The 15,775-nt window shown below is 63.9% G+C and carries 13 protein-coding genes; 6 read left to right on the top strand and 7 right to left on the bottom strand.

The window, feature by feature from the left end; all coding sequences use genetic code 11:
- Positions 1-97: 97 nt before the first annotated feature.
- Genes AC0L2L_RS07955 through AC0L2L_RS07970 form a run of 4 tightly spaced genes read left to right on the top strand, consistent with a single transcriptional unit; the run spans position 98 to position 7,072 of the window.
- Positions 98-2,551 (top strand): GcvT family protein, encoded by a 2,454-nt coding sequence (locus AC0L2L_RS07955; RefSeq protein ID WP_473577340.1) that lies wholly within the window; start codon positions 98-100, stop codon positions 2,549-2,551.
- On the top strand, positions 2,548-3,447 hold the full coding sequence (locus AC0L2L_RS07960; RefSeq protein ID WP_473577341.1) for a homocysteine S-methyltransferase family protein: 900 nt from the start codon (positions 2,548-2,550) through the stop codon (positions 3,445-3,447). Before AC0L2L_RS07955 ends, AC0L2L_RS07960 begins: the two co-directional genes overlap by 4 nt.
- Positions 3,447-4,628, top strand: coding sequence for a pyridoxal phosphate-dependent aminotransferase (locus AC0L2L_RS07965; protein WP_473577342.1), 1,182 nt, complete (start codon positions 3,447-3,449; stop codon positions 4,626-4,628). The genes AC0L2L_RS07960 and AC0L2L_RS07965 overlap by 1 nt, the downstream gene beginning before the upstream one ends.
- A complete protein-coding gene (locus AC0L2L_RS07970) occupies positions 4,625-7,072 on the top strand; it encodes a GcvT family protein (protein WP_473577343.1) in 2,448 nt (815 codons plus the stop codon). The genes AC0L2L_RS07965 and AC0L2L_RS07970 overlap by 4 nt, the downstream gene beginning before the upstream one ends.
- A gap of 154 nt (positions 7,073-7,226) precedes the next feature.
- On the opposite strand, the gene AC0L2L_RS07975 is transcribed toward AC0L2L_RS07970, so the two are convergent.
- The 7 genes from AC0L2L_RS07975 to AC0L2L_RS08005 all read right to left on the bottom strand — a co-directional run bounded on the left by AC0L2L_RS07975 (position 7,227) and on the right by AC0L2L_RS08005 (position 14,269).
- Entirely contained in the window at positions 7,227-7,814 is a 588-nt protein-coding gene (locus tag AC0L2L_RS07975) for an NAD(P)H-dependent oxidoreductase (RefSeq protein WP_473577344.1), read from the bottom strand.
- Complete coding sequence (locus AC0L2L_RS07980) at positions 7,814-8,395, bottom strand: NAD(P)H-dependent oxidoreductase (protein ID WP_473577345.1); 582 nt, start codon at positions 8,393-8,395, stop codon at positions 7,814-7,816. Before AC0L2L_RS07980 ends, AC0L2L_RS07975 begins: the two co-directional genes overlap by 1 nt.
- A 45-nt stretch (positions 8,396-8,440) precedes the next feature.
- Positions 8,441-9,838 (bottom strand): FAD-binding oxidoreductase, encoded by a 1,398-nt coding sequence (locus AC0L2L_RS07985; RefSeq protein WP_473577346.1) that lies wholly within the window; start codon positions 9,836-9,838, stop codon positions 8,441-8,443.
- A 2-nt stretch (positions 9,839-9,840) separates the two neighbouring features.
- On the bottom strand, positions 9,841-11,139 hold the full coding sequence (locus AC0L2L_RS07990) for a cytosine deaminase (protein ID WP_473577348.1): 1,299 nt from the start codon (positions 11,137-11,139) through the stop codon (positions 9,841-9,843).
- A 450-nt stretch (positions 11,140-11,589) separates the two neighbouring features.
- The gene (locus tag AC0L2L_RS07995) at positions 11,590-12,441 is read right to left on the bottom strand and encodes an ABC transporter permease (protein WP_473577349.1); all 852 of its coding nucleotides are present in this window, start codon (positions 12,439-12,441) and stop codon (positions 11,590-11,592) included.
- On the bottom strand, positions 12,428-13,249 hold the full coding sequence (locus AC0L2L_RS08000; protein WP_473577351.1) for an ABC transporter ATP-binding protein: 822 nt from the start codon (positions 13,247-13,249) through the stop codon (positions 12,428-12,430). Before AC0L2L_RS08000 ends, AC0L2L_RS07995 begins: the two co-directional genes overlap by 14 nt.
- Before the next feature lie 15 nt (positions 13,250-13,264).
- Positions 13,265-14,269: an ABC transporter substrate-binding protein gene (locus AC0L2L_RS08005; RefSeq protein WP_473577353.1), complete on the bottom strand. Its 1,005-nt coding sequence runs from the start codon at positions 14,267-14,269 to the stop codon at positions 13,265-13,267.
- 253 nt (positions 14,270-14,522) lie between these two features.
- Here AC0L2L_RS08005 and AC0L2L_RS08010 point away from each other — a divergent pair, with 253 nt between their 5' ends.
- A complete protein-coding gene (locus tag AC0L2L_RS08010; protein WP_473577354.1) occupies positions 14,523-14,906 on the top strand; it encodes a RidA family protein in 384 nt (127 codons plus the stop codon).
- Between the two features lie 67 nt (positions 14,907-14,973).
- Positions 14,974-15,771, top strand: a complete 798-nt coding sequence (locus tag AC0L2L_RS08015) for a creatininase family protein (RefSeq protein ID WP_473577355.1) — start codon at positions 14,974-14,976, stop codon at positions 15,769-15,771.
- The last annotated feature ends 4 nt before the right edge of the window (positions 15,772-15,775 follow it).

Here is a 15,775-nt window from a genome sequence, read left to right on the forward strand (position 1 = left end):
TGCCGCCAAAAGTGCGCAGCGGTTCTGGGACGACGGCATGCATGAAACAAAGAATCAAGGCGCGTCCTGACGCGCTTTGGAAGTTCGGAGGAAAAACATGGCCGGTTTGCCGACCACGGCGCGCGTGGTGATCATCGGAGGTGGTGTCATCGGCTGCTCCTCGCTCTACCATCTTTGCAAGGCAGGCTGGACCGACTGCGTGCTTCTGGAAAAGAACGAGTTGACCTCCGGCTCGACCTGGCATGCCGCCGGCAACGTGCCGACCTTCTCGTCGTCGTGGTCGCTGATGAACATGCAGCGCTATTCGACGGAGCTTTACCGGGGCCTGGCGGAAGCCGTCGACTATCCGATGAACTACCATGTCACCGGCTCGCTCCGGCTTGCCCACACCAAGGAGCGCATGCAGGAATTCCAGCGCGCCAAGGGCATGGGCCGCTATCAGGGTATGGACATCGACATCGTCGGCCTCGACGAGATCAAGCGTCGCTATCCCTTCATCGAGACGCATGAGCTGAAGGGCGCGCTTCACGATCCGAGCGACGGTGACATCGATCCGGCGCAGTTGACGCAGGCGCTGGCCAAGGGCGCGCGCGACATGGGCGCCAGGATCATCCGCTTCTGCCCGGTCACCGGCGTGCGCCGCGAGAACGGCGAATGGGTGGTCACGACGCCGCAAGGCGAGATCCGCTGCGAGATCGTCATCAACGCGGCCGGCTACCGCGCCGCCGAAGTCGGCAAGATGTTCGGCCGCGACGTGCCGATGATGGTGATGAGCCATCAATACATCCTGTTCGAGGAAATCCCCGAGCTCGCCGCCTGGACGAAGGAGCAGGGCCACAAACTGCCACTGCTGCGCGACGTCGACACGTCCTACTACCTGCGCCAGGAAAAGAGCGGCATGAATCTCGGCCCCTATGAGCGCAATTGCCGCGCGCATTGGGCGACCCACAACGATCCAATGCCGGAGGATTTCTCCTTCCAGCTGTTCCCCGACGATCTCGACCGTCTTGAGCACTACCTCGCCGACGCTGTCGCCCGCGTGCCGATCCTGGGCACCGCCGGCCTGTCCAAGGTGATCAACGGACCGATCCCTTACGCGCCGGACGGCAACCCGCTGATCGGGCCTATGCCCGGCGTGCCGAACGCCTTCGAGGCCTGCGTCTTCACCTTCGGCATCGCCCAGGGTGGCGGGGCCGGCAAGGTGCTGGCCGAATGGGTCACCGAGGGCCAGACGGAATGGGACATGTGGTCCTGCGACCCGCGCCGCTTCACGTCTTTTGCCTCGGCACCCGACTATTGCGTCGCCAAGGGCATGGAAATCTACGGCAACGAATACGCCATCCAGTTCCCGCGTCATGCCTGGCCGGAGGGGCGCAATCGCAAGCTTTCGCCGCTGCATGACCGCGTCAAGGCGCTGGGCGGCCAGTTCGACGCCTATAATGGCTGGGAGCGCGCCACCTGGTATGCCAGGCCGGGCGACGATACGTCCGAGCAAGCGACGCTGACCTTCCGCCGCGACGGACCGTGGCAGCAGCGCGTACGCGAGGAATGCCTGGCCGTGCGCGACGCGGCCGGCATCCTCGACCTGCCTGGCTTCTCGCGCTTCAACCTCGAAGGTCCGGGCGCAGCCGAATGGCTGGCAAAGCAGGTCACCGGCCTCGTGCCCAAGCCCGGCCGCATCGGCCTCGTCTATTTCGCCGACGACAAGGGCCGCATCGTCACCGAAATGTCGGTCGTGCGCCATGGCGAGGGGCAGATGACGCTGATCACCGCGGCGGTGGCGCAGTGGCACGATTTCGAATGGCTGAAGTCGCGCATGCCTGCCGACGCGGCTTTCACGCTGGCCGATCGGACGGAGGAATACTCAACGCAAATCCTCGCCGGTCCGAACTCGCGCAAGATCCTGGCCGAGGTCTGCGACGCCGACCTGACGCTGCCGTGGCTGACGCATCAGGAGACCAGCATCGCCGGACGCTGGGCAAAGCTGGTGCGCGTCTCCTTCGCCGGCGAGCTCGGTTGGGAAATCCACACCAAGGTCGCCGACACCGCGACCGTCTTCGACGCTGTCTGGGCCGTGGGCCAGAAGCATGGCCTGAAGCCCTTCGGCATGTATGCGCTGGATTCGCTCAGACTCGAAAAAGGCTACCGGACCTGGAAGGGCGACCTGTCGACCGATTATTCGATCCTGCAGGGTGGCCTTGAGCGCTTCGTCAAATGGGACAAGCCCGACTTCCGCGGCAAGGCGGCCTTGCTCAACGAAAAGCAGCAGGGCGTGAAGAAGCGCTTCGTCACGCTGGTCATCGAGAACCCCGGTGATTGCGATGCGCCCTACATGTCGACGCTCTGGCATGACGGCAGGATCGTCGGCGAGACGACGTCGGGCGGCTGGGGCCACCGCGTCGGCAAGTCGATCGCGCTCGGCACGCTGCGCACCGATCTCGCTGAACCCGGCATCGCCGTCGAAGTCGAGATTTTTGGCGATCGTTTCAAAGCCGTCGTTCAGAACGACGAGCCGCTATGGGATCCGAAGAATGAGAGGTTGCGGGCATGACCTCCGTCATCCTCACTGACGGCGGCATGGGCCAGGAACTGGTCCGTCGCAGCAGGTCCGAGCCGACGCCGTTGTGGTCGGCCAGGGTGCTGATCGACGAGCCGGAACTGGTGCGCGACCTGCATGCGGAATTCATCCGTGCCGGCGCGCGTGTCATCACCATCAACACCTATTCGGCAACGCCGGAGCGCCTGGCGCGCGAGGGCGCGGAAGATCTGTTCAAGCCCTTGCAGAAGCGCGGCATCGAACTGGCGCGCCAGGCTCGCGAGGAGGCGGGCGACGCTGCCATCGCCGGTTGCCTGTCGCCTCTATTCGGCAGCTACGCGCCGGCGCTGACCATCTCCTTCGAGGACACGCTCGATATCTATCGCCGCATCGTCGCCGAGCAGGCCGACGGCGTCGATCTGTTCCTGTGCGAGACAATGGCTTCCGCCGAGGAGGCGCGCGCGGCGGTCACCGCGGCTTCGGAAAGCGGCAAGCCCGTATGGGTATCCTGGACGCTCGCCGATCATGGCACGCCGCGCCTGCGCGGCGGCGAAACCATTGCTGCCGCGGCTAACGCCCTCGGCGACCTGCCGGTTGCGGTTCGGCTACTCAACTGCTGCCGGCCCGAAGCCATTGCCGCCGCCTTGCCCGAACTCGTCGCCCTGGGCGGACCAGTGGGTGCCTATGCCAATGGCTTCACTTCGGTGGAGGCATTGAAGCATGGCGGGACGGTGGATGTGCTGCACGCCCGCCATGATCTCGATCCGCAAGCCTATGCGGACCAGGCCGTCGGCTGGGTCGATGTCGGCGCCAGCATTGTCGGCGGCTGTTGCGAGGTCGGCCCCGCCCATATCGCCGCCCTGCGCGATAAGCTCACGCGGGCCGGCCACCAGATTTCGGGAGTCTTCTGATGCCAAAACCGTCAAAGCGCATTACCGGTATCGTGCCTTCGGGCAAGGATGGCTGGGAAGTTCACTTCGCCGCCTGGACGCGCAAGCAGGCTGGCGAGGACATCATCGTGCTCTCGGTCGGCGACCACGACTTCGACACGCCGTCGCAAACGATCGAAGCCTGCGTCAACGCGGTACGCGGCAGCAACCACCACTATACGCCGCTGCCCGGCCTGCCGCGCCTGCGCAAGGCAATGGCCGCCGCCGCGACCGCCTGCACCGGCGTCCCGACTGAACTCGACGAAGTCATCGCCACGTCGGGCGGCCAGGCTGCGCTCTATGCCGCCGTGCAAGGCGTGCTCGATCCGGGCGATCACGCCATCGTCGTCGCGCCCTATTACGCCACCTACCCCAACACTTTCAGCGCCGCAGGCACCAGCTTCACCGTGGTCGAGACGCCGGCCGAGGACGGTTTTCAACCACGCGCCGACATGATCCGCGCCGCGCTCAAGCCCAATACCCGCGCCATCCTGATCAACACGCCGAACAACCCGACGGGCGCCGTCTATTCGCGCGAACGGCTCGAGCAACTGGCCGAAATCTGCAAGGAGCGCGATCTCTGGCTGCTGTCGGACGAGGTCTATTGGACGCTCGGCGGCGGCGAGCACATCTCGCCGCGCTCGCTGTCCGGCATGGCCGAGCGCACGCTGGTCATCAATTCGATGTCGAAGAGCCATGGCATGACCGGCTGGCGCATGGGCTGGCTGACCGGCCCGAAAGCGATGATCGCGCTGATGACCGATCTCAACCTGGTGACGACCTACGGCCTGCCCGCCTTCATCTCGATCGCCTGCGCCGAAGCCCTGGAGAACCACTACGGCGTGAAGGACATCGCCGAACGCTACGCGGGCCGCCGCACCGTCTTCCTCGATGCCATACGCGGCGCCAACGAAGTCACGGTGCGCGGCTCCGAGGGCGGCATGTACATCATGCTCGATATCTCCGCCGTCGAACCCGACGACGAGAAATTCGCCTGGGCGCTGCTCGACAAGGAAAAGGTCGGCGTCATGCCCGGATCGAGCTTCGGCGAGGCCGCCGCCGGCCACATCCGCATCAGCCTCTGCCAGCCCGAGCCCATCCTCAAGGAAGCAGCGCTTCGCGTGCGCCGCTTCGCTTCGAACTATCGCCGCGAGGCCGCATGAGCAAAGCCATTCCCACCAAGGCCCGCGCGGTGATCATCGGTGGCGGCGTCTCCGGCTGCTCGGTCGCCTATCACCTGGCCAAGCTCGGCTGGACCGACATCGTGCTGCTCGAGCGCAAGCAACTCACCTGCGGCACGACCTGGCATGCGGCGGGTCTGATCGGCCAGTTGCGCGGCTCGCAAAACATGACGCGACTGGCGAAATATTCCGCGGACCTCTACGTCAAGCTAGAAGCCGAGACCGATGTCGGCACCGGCATGCGCCAGGTCGGCTCGATCACCGTCGCGCTGACCGAGGAGCGCAAGCACGAGATATATCGGCAGGCTTCGCTTGCCCGCGCCTTCGATGTCGACGTGCGCGAGATTTCGCCGAGCGAAGTCAAGGACATGTACCCGCATCTCAATGTATCCGACGTGGTCGGCGCGGTGCATCTGCCGCTCGACGGCCAGTGCGACCCGGCCAACATCGCCATGGCGCTGGCCAAGGGCGCGCGCCAGCGTGGTGCGACAATCATCGAGAACGTCAAGGTCACCAAGGTCGACACGAAGAACGGCCGCGTCTCCGGCGTCTCCTGGGCGCAGGGCGAGGATCAGGGCACGATCGAGACCGATATCGTCGTCAACTGCGCCGGCATGTGGGCGCGCGAGCTTGGGCGGCAGAACTGCGTCACCATCCCCCTGCATGCCTGCGAGCATTTCTATCTCGTCACCGAACCGATCCCCGGCCTCTCCCGCTTGCCGGTGCTGCGCGTTCCGGACGAATGCGCCTATTACAAGGAGGACGCCGGCAAGATGATGCTCGGCGCCTTCGAGCCCATTGCGAAACCCTGGGGCATGGACGGTATTCGCGAGGATTTCTGCTTCGACCAGTTGCCCGAGGACATGGACCATTTCGAGCCGATCCTCGAAATGGGCGTCAACCGCATGCCGATGCTGGGCACCGCCGGCATCCACACCTTCTTCAACGGCCCCGAGAGTTTTACCCCGGACGACCGCTATTATCTCGGCGAGGCGCCGGAGCTTTCCGGCTACTGGATGGCGACCGGCTACAATTCTATCGGCATCGTCTCCTCCGGCGGCGCAGGCATGGCGCTGGCGCAGTGGATCAACGACGGCGAGGCGCCCTTCGACCTCTGGGAGGTCGATATCCGCCGTGCCCAACCCTTCCAGAAGAACCGCCGCTATCTGAAGGAGCGCGTTTCCGAAACGCTCGGCCTGCTCTATGCAGACCATTTCCCTTACCGCCAGATGGCGACCTCGCGCGGCGTGCGCCGCTCGCCCTTGCACGAGCACCTGAAGGCGCGAGGCGCAGTCTTCGGCGAGGTCGCCGGCTGGGAGCGTGCCAACTGGTTTGCCCGCGAAGGCCAGGAGTGCGAATACCGCTATTCCTGGAAGCGGCAGAATTGGTTCGACAACCAGCGCGAAGAACATCTCGCCGTGCGCAACGGCGTTGGGCTGTTCGACATGACCTCCTTCGGCAAGATTCGCGTCGAAGGCCGCGATGCCTGCGCCTTCCTGCAAAGGCTCTGCGCCAACGACATGGACGTCGCTCCGGGCAGGATCGTCTACACGCAGATGCTCAACGCAAAAGGCGGAATCGAGAGCGATCTAACGGTGACGCGGCTTTCGGAGACGGCCTATTTCCTCGTCGTGCCCGGTGCCACCTTGCAGCGTGACCTTGCCTGGCTCAGGCGGCATGTTGCGGACGAGTTCGTCGTCATCACCGACGTGACCGCCGCTGAAGCCGTCATCTGCCTGATGGGGCCGGACTCGCGAAAACTGATCCAGAAGGTCAGCCCGAACGACTTCTCCAACGAAGCCAACCCGTTCGGTACCTTCCAGGAGATCGAGATCGGCATGGGCCTCGCCCGCGCCCATCGCGTCACCTATGTCGGTGAGCTTGGCTGGGAACTCTATGTCTCGACCGAGCAGGCCGCCCATGTCTTCGAGGCGATCACTGAAGCCGGCGCGGATGTCGGATTGAAGCTCTGTGGCTTGCACACACTGGATTCCTGCCGCATCGAAAAGGCCTTCCGTCATTTCGGCCACGACATCACCGACGAGGACAATGTGCTTGAGGCTGGCCTTGGCTTTGCGGTGAAGACGGCCAAGCCCGACTTCATCGGCCGCGACGCGGTGCTGAGGAAAAAAGAAGCTGGCTTGAGCCGCCGCCTGGTGCAGTTCCGCCTGAAGGACCCTGAGCCGTTGCTCTTCCACAACGAGGCGATCCTGCGCGACGGCAGGATCGTCGGTCCGGTCACCTCCGGCAATTACGGCCACCATCTCGGCGGCGCGATCGGCCTTGGCTATGTGCCCTGCAAGGGCGAGAGCGAGGCGGATGTGCTGGCTTCATCCTACGAGGTGGAGATCGCCGGCGAGCGTTTTGCGGCGGAAGCCTCGCTGAAGCCGATGTACGATCCGAAGGCGGAACGGGTGAAGATGTAGTGCCTCTTCCTTCGCCCCGTTTCACGGGGAGAAGGTGGCCCGAAGGGCCGGATGAGGGGCGGCGCCGACGTCTCAAACTAAGGCAAACGCTGGCGCTGCCCCTCATCTGCCTGCCGGCATCTTCTCCCCGTAAACGGGGCGAAGAAAGCTGTTTCTAAAACTTCCCCAGCCTCGCCCTGACCTTCGCCAGGAACGCAGCCCGGCTCTTCGGCGTGGACGAGTCCATCATGTAATGCGCCAGGAAGAACGTCTTGCAGCGCGTGGCGCACAGCGCCCGCATGCCGCGCAGGATGGTCTTGCGGCCGGGCTGGCCGACGATGACGCTCCACCAGGTCGGGGCGCCGCAAGTGGTGATGACGCCGACCTTGGTCACGTGCCTCATCAGCGACGTGATCCGTCCCTTGCCGGCCGGCAGCTTGAAGGCGATGTCGGTCGCCCACACGCGGTCGAACCAGCCCTTCAGCATCGCCGGCAGCCCATACCACCAGGTCGGGTAGATGAAGAGGATCGCCTGCGCCCATTCCAGATGTTCGAAATGCGGCTTGAGCGCCGGATCGTCCGGCGCGCGGTCGTTGTAGAAGCGCCGTTCCTCGCAGCTCATCACCGGATCGAAATTCTCGGCATAGAGGTCGAGCAGCCGCACCTCCCAGCCTCGCCCCTTCAGCACCTCTATCGCCGCGTCGCGGATCGCGGCGCAATAGCTTTCCGGCACCGGATGGCAATAGACCACCAGCACGCGCATCAGAAACCGTCCATTGTCGCAGCGACTTTCGCGATGAAGGCGTTGCGCGTCTCGTCGGTCGAGAGATTCATCGAATAATGCGCGAGATAGGAAACGGGAGCGCCGGGCTTTATGGTGGCCCGCAGCATGCGCTTCACGACCTTGCGCGGCGGATCGCCCATCAGCATGGCGCGAAAACGGCTGCCACCATAGGTGGTGATGGCAGCTAGCTTGCGGATGTTGTGCAGCGTCGGCCGCACCTTGCCGTCGACCAGCTTGAACGACACGCCGGGCAGGAAGACGCGATCGAAGAAGCCTTTCAGGATGGCCGGATAGCCGTAGTTCCAGACCGGAAACGACAGCACCAGCGCCTCGGCTCTCTGAAGCCTTTCCACGTAGCCGGCGACCGCATCATCAGGCCCGCGCGGGTCGTGGTAGCCGAGCCGCTCAGCGCGCGTCAGGCGCGGATCGAAATCCTCGGCGTAGAGATCGCAATCGTCGACTGCATGCCCCGCCGCGCTCAGCCGCTCGACGATCGTCCGGTGCAGGCCGGCATTGAAGCTGGTCTCCACCGGATGAGCGTAGAGGACTAGGACGTTCACTGGACAACATCCCGAAGGTCAGCGCGAGGCACGCTCGTCATCGACTCACCCCGCCTTTTGCAGCCCCTTGAACAGGAACGTCCGGCCGGAGCGATAGTCGTAGTCAGGATTTTCCCAGGCGATCATCTTGCCGGGATTGAGCAGCCCTTGCGGATCGGTCTCGCGCTTGAAGGCAAGCTGCACCGCGTCGGTCTGCTTCATGCCGCCCTCTTCCAGCGTGTAGCGGTGCGGGTTGAAGATCCAGCAGCCATTATCCTCGTGGATGCGGATGATCTCGTTAAGCCGCTCTTCGGTGGTGTAGCGCACCAGCGGCAGGCCTGCGGCGCCGATCGCGCCGTCGAAGCGGATGAATTCGAGATGGGCCGGCACCTCATCGCCAAACCGATCCACCATCGCCCTGACATGGGCAAGATGATCCGGTGACGGATAGCGCGTCTGCAGATAGGTGATCGTCGGATCGACCCTGATGGCGCGCAGCGTCGTATGGTTCCATGTCAGTTCGTAGGCCGGCGGCAGGCCTTTGAGATCGGCTTCCTGATCGGCCCGGAAGACGATCTCGCCCCGACTGCTGTGGACGAAGGCCTCGAAGGCGCCCATGGCATGCGGCGCGATCATGCACACCACGATGCTCTGCTCGCGCCGGAAGAACTTCTGGTGCCGCTTGAAATAGTCGTAAGGAATAGGCGCTGCGATCGGCGTGATCAGCTTAGCCAGTATGCCGTCCTGCACGGCGAGGTCGTTGCCGAAGCGAGCAGCGTCCATGAAATCGTCGAAGCCGACGATGACGTCGATCCAATCATAGCTGGCCGTCAGCGGCATCTCGACCTCGGTGATGATACCGTTGGTGCCGTAGGCATGCATGACCTTGAGCACGTCCTCGCCGGTGAGGTCCATGACGCGCGGCTCGGCCTCCATGGTCACAGTCCTGAGCCGGATGACGTTGCCGAGGTCGCGCAATCCGCCCCAGCGGATCGACCCGACGCCGCCGGAGCCGCCGGCGACGAAGCCGCCGATCGAGGCCGTGTTGTAGGTGGATGGCGACATGCGCAGTTCCTGACCGGAATGCGCCCGCGTCGCCTTGTCGACGTCGGCCAGCACCGCGCCCGGCCCGGTCACCACACGTCCGGGCGCGATCGTCTTGACCTCGTTCATCTCGGCGAGGTTGAGGACCACGCCGCCCGACAGCGGCATGGCCTGCCCGTAATTGCCGGTGCCGCTGCCGCGCGGCGTCACCGGAACGCCGTGCTTGTGGCACGCGGCAAGCACGCGGATCACCTCATCCTCGTTTTTCGGCGTGACAATGAGATCGCCTTTGACATGGTCGAGCTGCGCCTTCAGCACCGGGCTGTACCAATAGAAGTCGCGGCTCTTCTGCTGGACGATGGCCGGATGGTCGTCGACCTTGATCCCGTCGAGATCGCGCTTCAGCGCTCCAATATCCATCGTCACACCATCAATTCGTCGAGTTCGGCATAGTCGGGCAATTGGCGTTCGATGGCCCTGCCGTCGCGCACCACGATGCGATCCGATTCGGGCCGCGACAGCAATTCGGTCCAACTGCGGCCCTTGAAGACGATGAAATCGGCGCTGCCGCCGATGGCCAACGTGCCGGCGCCATCGAGCCGCATCACCTCGGCCGGCGTCGCCGCCACAGCTTTGGGCCAATCGCCGACCGGGTGGTCGAAATGCAGGATGCGCGTCGCCATGCGGTAGACTTCCAGCATGTCGAGATCGCCATAGGCGTAGAACGGGTCGCGTGTGTTGTCGGAAGCAACTGCCACTTTGATGCCGCGCGCCTTCATCTCGTGAACCAGCGTCACGCCGCGCCAGCGCGGCGTCGTGCCGTTGTTGCGCCGGTCCTGCAGATAGAGGTTGCACATCGGCAGCGACACGACGGCCAGTCCCGCCTTCGCCACCTTGTCCAGCGTGTCGAACACCTCAAGGTCCGGCTGACGCGCCAGCGAGCAGCAATGGCCGACCAGGATGTTGCCTTCAAAACCGTTCCACAGCGAAGCCTCGGCGATCTTTTTCAAGGAGATTGCCGCGACATCGTCGGTCTCGTCGGCATGGAAATCGAGGTCGAGCCCGTGCTTGATCGCTTGCGCGAAAACCTGGTCGAGCAGTTCCTCGAGATCGGGCACCATATAGGTGACGACGCCGAGCACGCCCTTGGCCGCGGCGACGCGCTTCGCCAGCCGTTCGAACCAGGCCTTGTCGCGCACGCCTTCGATGCCGAGCAGGCAGGCCGCCTGCAGGTCGATGCGCCCGCGCCATCTCTCCCGCATCGTCTCGAACACCGGCCAGGAGATCTCCTCCTGCGGCGGCACGCTGTCGAGATGCGTGCGCACGGCCCTGGTTCCGTGCGCGTAGGCCGAGCGCAGCGAGAAATCCATGCGCCGCGCGACGTCCTCCGCGCTCCAGCGCGCGGTGCGGTCGGCGCCGGTGGCGTTGAGCGCGCCCATGAAGGTGCCGTCGGGGTTGGGCTTTCGCGGCCAGATATGGCCCTTGTCGATATGGGTGTGGCAGTCGACAAAGCACGGCATCACGATGCGGCCGGCAAGGTCGATTGCATCGGCTTGTGCCTTCGATTTGCCATGGCCGATGATGCTACCGATCTTGCCGTCCGCAACGGCCATATCAGCCAGTGCGAAGCCGTCAGAATCGAAAGCCGCGGTAAGACCGGGCGTCAACGACCGGTGAAGGCGGGCGTTGATTAAATGGTATGAGCCAGAGGCCGGTATCAAGCCGCGTCCCCTTCTGTCCTATGCAACACCGTTCCCTCAACGGGTCGTTTGGATCGGAGACGCCTCGAACAGGCGTGCGGGGACATCGCAAACAGTTCTGCACCGCCGCTAAGCTCGAAGGGAACGGCATGGATCCTAGGGTCTGCGCGTCCGCTTCGCTCCCGCTCCGCCCTAGGATGACGAAGAGAAAGGATGCCGCCACCAATCACAGGCGTCGCAGATACCCGCGTTCCTACCAACCTCCAGCATTGGCGATTTGCATATGCCTTCCTGTCCTTCGTCATCCACGGGCGGAGCGGGAGCGAAGCGGACGCGCAGACTCGAGGATCCATGCCGTTACGGTCGCCGAAAAATGCGCCGATGCAAAACTGTTCGCGATGTCTCCGCACGGCTGTTCGCCGTGTCTCTGGCCCAAGCAGCCCCTTACCGTTCTCGATCACGTCACACACCCTACCGCTCCTGCTTCAGCGCGCTTTCGTGCCAGCGGCGCAGGATGAGATGCGACACCAGCGACAGCACCAGGAAGATCAGGATGCCGGTGAGCGAGATCAGGATCAGCGCCGCGAACAGGCGTGGCGCGTTGAGCCGGTAGCCGGCCTCGATGATGCGCGAGGCGAGCCCGGACGACTGTCCCTGCGCGCCGGCGACGAATTCGGCGACCACCGCGCCGATCAGTGACAGGCCGCCGGCGATCTTCAGCCCGCCGAGGAAATAGGGCATCGCCGCAGGCAGCCGCAGGTAGCGCAATTGCTGCCATCGGGTTGCGCCGTTGAGCTTGAACAGGTCGCGCAGATTACGGTCGACCGAATTCAGACCGAGCGTGGTGTTGGAGAGGATCGGGAAGAAGGCGACGATCCAGGCGCAGAGCAGCAGTTTGACCGTCTGGTTGTTCACATAGATGTTGATCAGCGGAAAGATGGCGACAATCGGCGTTACCTGCAGCACGATGGCGAAGGGGAAGAACGACATCTCCACCCATTTCGACTGGGCGAACAGCACCGCCAGTCCGACGCCGCCGATGACGGCGAGCAGCAGGCTGAGGAAGGTGATCCTGAGCGTCACCAGCAGCGAAGAGAACAACAGGCCGGCATCATTGTGCAGCGTCTGCAGCACCACGCCCGGCCGCGGCAGGATATATTGCGGGATCTCGTTCCACACGCAGATGCGGTCCCACAGCCAGATCGCCAGCACCATGATCGCCAGCGGCAGCACCCATTTGCCGATCCGCTCCAGTCGCTCCTGGCGTACGCGGCGCGCCTCTTCCGGATCGAGCTTCAGCGCGGTGTCTTCAATGGCCGTCATGATGCGATCCGGCGGTTGAGTTGATGGCATTGACCAGCACGTCCGAGGCCTGCCGGCAGAGCGCGGCATAGTCGGGCGAGGTCCGGAACGCTTCGTCGCGCGGATAAGGCGCAGCGACGCGAAGTTCGCCGAAGACCCGGCCCGGACGCGCGGCCATGACGACGACGCGGCTGGACAGGAACACACTCTCGAAGACGCTGTGGGTGACGAAGACGACGGTGAAGCGTTCGTCCTGCCAAAGCTCCAGCAGGTCGTTGTTGAGCTTGAAGCGGGTGATTTCATCGAGCGCGGCGAACGGCTCGTCCATCAGAAGGATGCGCGGCTTGGTCACCATGGCCCGCGCGATCGAGACGCGCATCTTCATTCCGCCGGAAAGCTCGCGCGGCACCGCGTTCTCGAAGCCGGTGAGATGGACGCGCGACAGCATTTCCATCACCGCGGGTCCGGCTTTGGCGCGGGACACGCCTTTCAGCCTGAGCGGCAGCCAGACATTGTCGAAGACGCTGGCCCAGGGCAGCAGCGTCGGCTCCTGGAAGACGAAGCCGATGTTCGAGCGGTCGATCGAGCCGCGCCAGTCGAGCTGGCCGGAGGTCGGTGTCGACAGGCCGGCGATCAAGCGGAGCGCCGTCGACTTGCCGCAGCCGGACGGACCGAGCAGGCTGAGGAAATCGCCTTCGCGGATCGCCAGGTCGACCTGGCTCAGCGCCGTCACGCCGTTGGAAAAGACCTTGCCGACATTGCGCAACGAAAGCAGCATCGGGGCCTCGCCCGATGCCGCCCGCGTCTTCGCCACCTTCTCCTGGATCATGTCAGGCAGGCCGCCTTACTTCTTCAGCTCCAGCCCGACACCCTTGTTAATGAAGGCCAGAGTGTAGGCCTTCTTGATGTCGATGCCGGGTTGCGCGACCTTGGCCTTGACCATCTTGTCGTAGAAGCTCTGGATGCGCGCATCGGTCATGGCGCCGATACCGAGTTTTTCCGAATCGCCGGAATCGACAATGCCGAATTTCTTCAACTGCTCGATCGAGAAGGCGATCTGCTCATCCGTCATGTCCGGATTGTCCTTCTTGATCATCTCGTTGGCCGCCTTGTTGTCGCCGTAGAGATAATTGTACCAGCCCTTGGCCGAACCATCGACAAAGCACTGCACCACCTCCGGCCGCTTGTCGATCGTGTCCTGCATGACCTCCACGGTCGTCGCGTAAGTATCCCAGCCATAGTCGGCGAGCAGGAACTGGTTGGGCGTGAAGCCGCCTTGCTTCTGCACCGCGAAGGGCTCGGATGTCACATAGCCCTGCTGGATCGACTTCTTGTTGGCGATGAAGGGGGCCGGGTTGAAGGTGTAGGGCACGCGCTTGGCGGCATCGAAGCCGAGATCGGTGACCATCCACTGGAAGAAGGTCTGCGCACCTTCGTCGCCCATGATGTACTGATCGGCGTTCTTCAGGTCCTCCCACTTGTCCAGCCCCTGCCCTGGCTGGGACATGATGACCTGCGGGTCCTTCTGGAAGTCGGACGCGACGACACGCATCGGAATGCCCTGCTGCACGGCATCGAAGGCCGAAAGCAGGTTTCCGCCCATGTAGAAATCGATCTTGCCGGCAAGCAGCATCGGCCGGCCGCTGACCTGCGGGCCGCCCTGCAAGATGGTGACATCGAGGCCGCACGCGGCATAGGTGCCGTCCGCGATCGCCTGGTAGTAGCCGCCATGCTCTGGCTCGGCCAGCCAGTTGGTGCCGAACGTCACTTTCTCGTTCGCGGCCGCGCCAAGCGTGCCAGCCGCCAGCAGGACGACGGCGCCCGCCAGGATCTTTTCTTTTCCGACCATAAACATCACCCTCTCTTGGCCCAGGCGCACAAAGCGCTGGACTCGACACCATTGATTCAAGAAGCAAGACATATGCCACCGCCTGGGCCGCCTGCTTGCGCGGCAGTCATTGCCAAGACCGGAAGGGTCATGCTGTACGCAAGGCATCGTGCCTATTTTTTGGACGCCTGTCCATAATCGCCCTGGCGGCATGCACCGCATCTTGAAGGTTTCATGAATCGGGCCTTAGTCTGCCGGCGGACAGGAGAATGCAATGCTCAAATATCTGACGCCCAAGTCGATCAAACCGCCCTTCGCCCGCTACAGCCACGGCGTCGAAATTCCAGCGGGAAGGCGCATAATCCTGTGCTCTGGCCAGTTGGGCATCGGTCCGGATGATACCGTGCCGGAAGACCCCGGCGCGCAGACGGAGCTGTGCTTCAAGAACATTTCAGCGATTCTCGGCGAAGCCGGACTGACCTTGAACGATATCGTGCGCATCAACGCCTTCGTCAGCGACCGCGCACACTTGCAGGCCTATATGGACGTTCGCAACCGCCTGTTTTCCGATCCGGCGCCGGCCTCGACGCTGATGATCGTATCCGGCTTCGCCCGCCCGGAATTCAAGGTCGAGGTCGAGGTGCTGGCGGCAGGCTGACGGTTGCTCGCAGCCGCCAAGCACACTAGACCGCCCTTGCAGCGTAGCAGACCACTGGGAGAATGAAGTGACGACAAGACGTGTATGGTGGGGCGACTACCGGACGACGGAATACGCCTCGATCGATGCCGAAGCGACCATCGCCGTTTTGCCGGTGGCCGCGATTGAGCAGCATGGCCCGCATCTGCCGGTCTCGACCGACACCTCGATCATGGTCGGCATGCTGGAGACGGTGATCGCGCGCCTGCCCGACGACCTCGACATCCGCATCCTGCCCGTGCAGGCGATCGGCAAGTCGAACGAGCACCTGCATGCGCCGGGAACGCTCACTCTGCCCGCCACCACTCTGGTCGACGCCTGGACGGAACTCGGCCTGTCGGTCGCCCGGGCCGGGGTCAGGAAACTGATCGTCATCAATTCGCACGGCGGCAATGAAGAGATCATGGGCATCATTTCGCGCGAATTGCGCGTACGCGCAAAAATGCTGTCGGTGAAGACGAGCTGGCAACGCTTCGGCCGCCCGGCGGGCATGTATACCGAGCTCGAGGACCGTCATGGCATCCATGGCGGCGATGTCGAGACCTCGCTGATGCTGCACTTCCGGCCCGACCTCGTCGACATGAGCAAGGCCGACAATTTCGTCTCGAATGTCGGCCGCGCCGAAAAGGAATTCACCCTGCTGCGCCACACCGGCACGCACGCCTTCGCCTGGATCGCCAGCGACCTCAACCCGAACGGCGTGGTCGGCGACGCCTCGATCGCCACGGCCGAGAAAGGCCGCCTGACGGCGGAAATGCAGGCCGACGGTTTTATCAGCCTGATCAAGGATGTGCGTAAGGCGAAGCTTGCGGAATGGCTGTCGTAGCCCC

Source organism: Mesorhizobium sp. WSM4832, from assembly GCF_055811115.1.

What these genes read in the sequence shown, in the direction of transcription:
- AC0L2L_RS07955 (WP_473577340.1), top strand. Translation starts at nt 98, where the DNA reads ATGGCCGGTTTGCCGACCACGGCGCGCGTGGTGATCATCGGAGGTGGT.
- AC0L2L_RS07960 (WP_473577341.1), top strand. Translation starts at nt 2,548, where the DNA reads ATGACCTCCGTCATCCTCACTGACGGCGGCATGGGCCAGGAACTGGTC.
- AC0L2L_RS07965 (WP_473577342.1), top strand. Translation starts at nt 3,447, where the DNA reads ATGCCAAAACCGTCAAAGCGCATTACCGGTATCGTGCCTTCGGGCAAG.
- AC0L2L_RS07970 (WP_473577343.1), top strand. Translation starts at nt 4,625, where the DNA reads ATGAGCAAAGCCATTCCCACCAAGGCCCGCGCGGTGATCATCGGTGGC.
- AC0L2L_RS07975 (WP_473577344.1), bottom strand. Translation starts at nt 7,814, where the DNA reads ATGCGCGTGCTGGTGGTCTATTGCCATCCGGTGCCGGAAAGCTATTGC.
- AC0L2L_RS07985 (WP_473577346.1), bottom strand. Translation starts at nt 9,838, where the DNA reads ATGGATATTGGAGCGCTGAAGCGCGATCTCGACGGGATCAAGGTCGAC.
- AC0L2L_RS07995 (WP_473577349.1), bottom strand. Translation starts at nt 12,441, where the DNA reads ATGACGGCCATTGAAGACACCGCGCTGAAGCTCGATCCGGAAGAGGCG.
- AC0L2L_RS08000 (WP_473577351.1), bottom strand. Translation starts at nt 13,249, where the DNA reads ATGATCCAGGAGAAGGTGGCGAAGACGCGGGCGGCATCGGGCGAGGCC.
- AC0L2L_RS08005 (WP_473577353.1), bottom strand. Translation starts at nt 14,269, where the DNA reads ATGGTCGGAAAAGAAAAGATCCTGGCGGGCGCCGTCGTCCTGCTGGCG.
- AC0L2L_RS08010 (WP_473577354.1), top strand. Translation starts at nt 14,523, where the DNA reads ATGCTCAAATATCTGACGCCCAAGTCGATCAAACCGCCCTTCGCCCGC.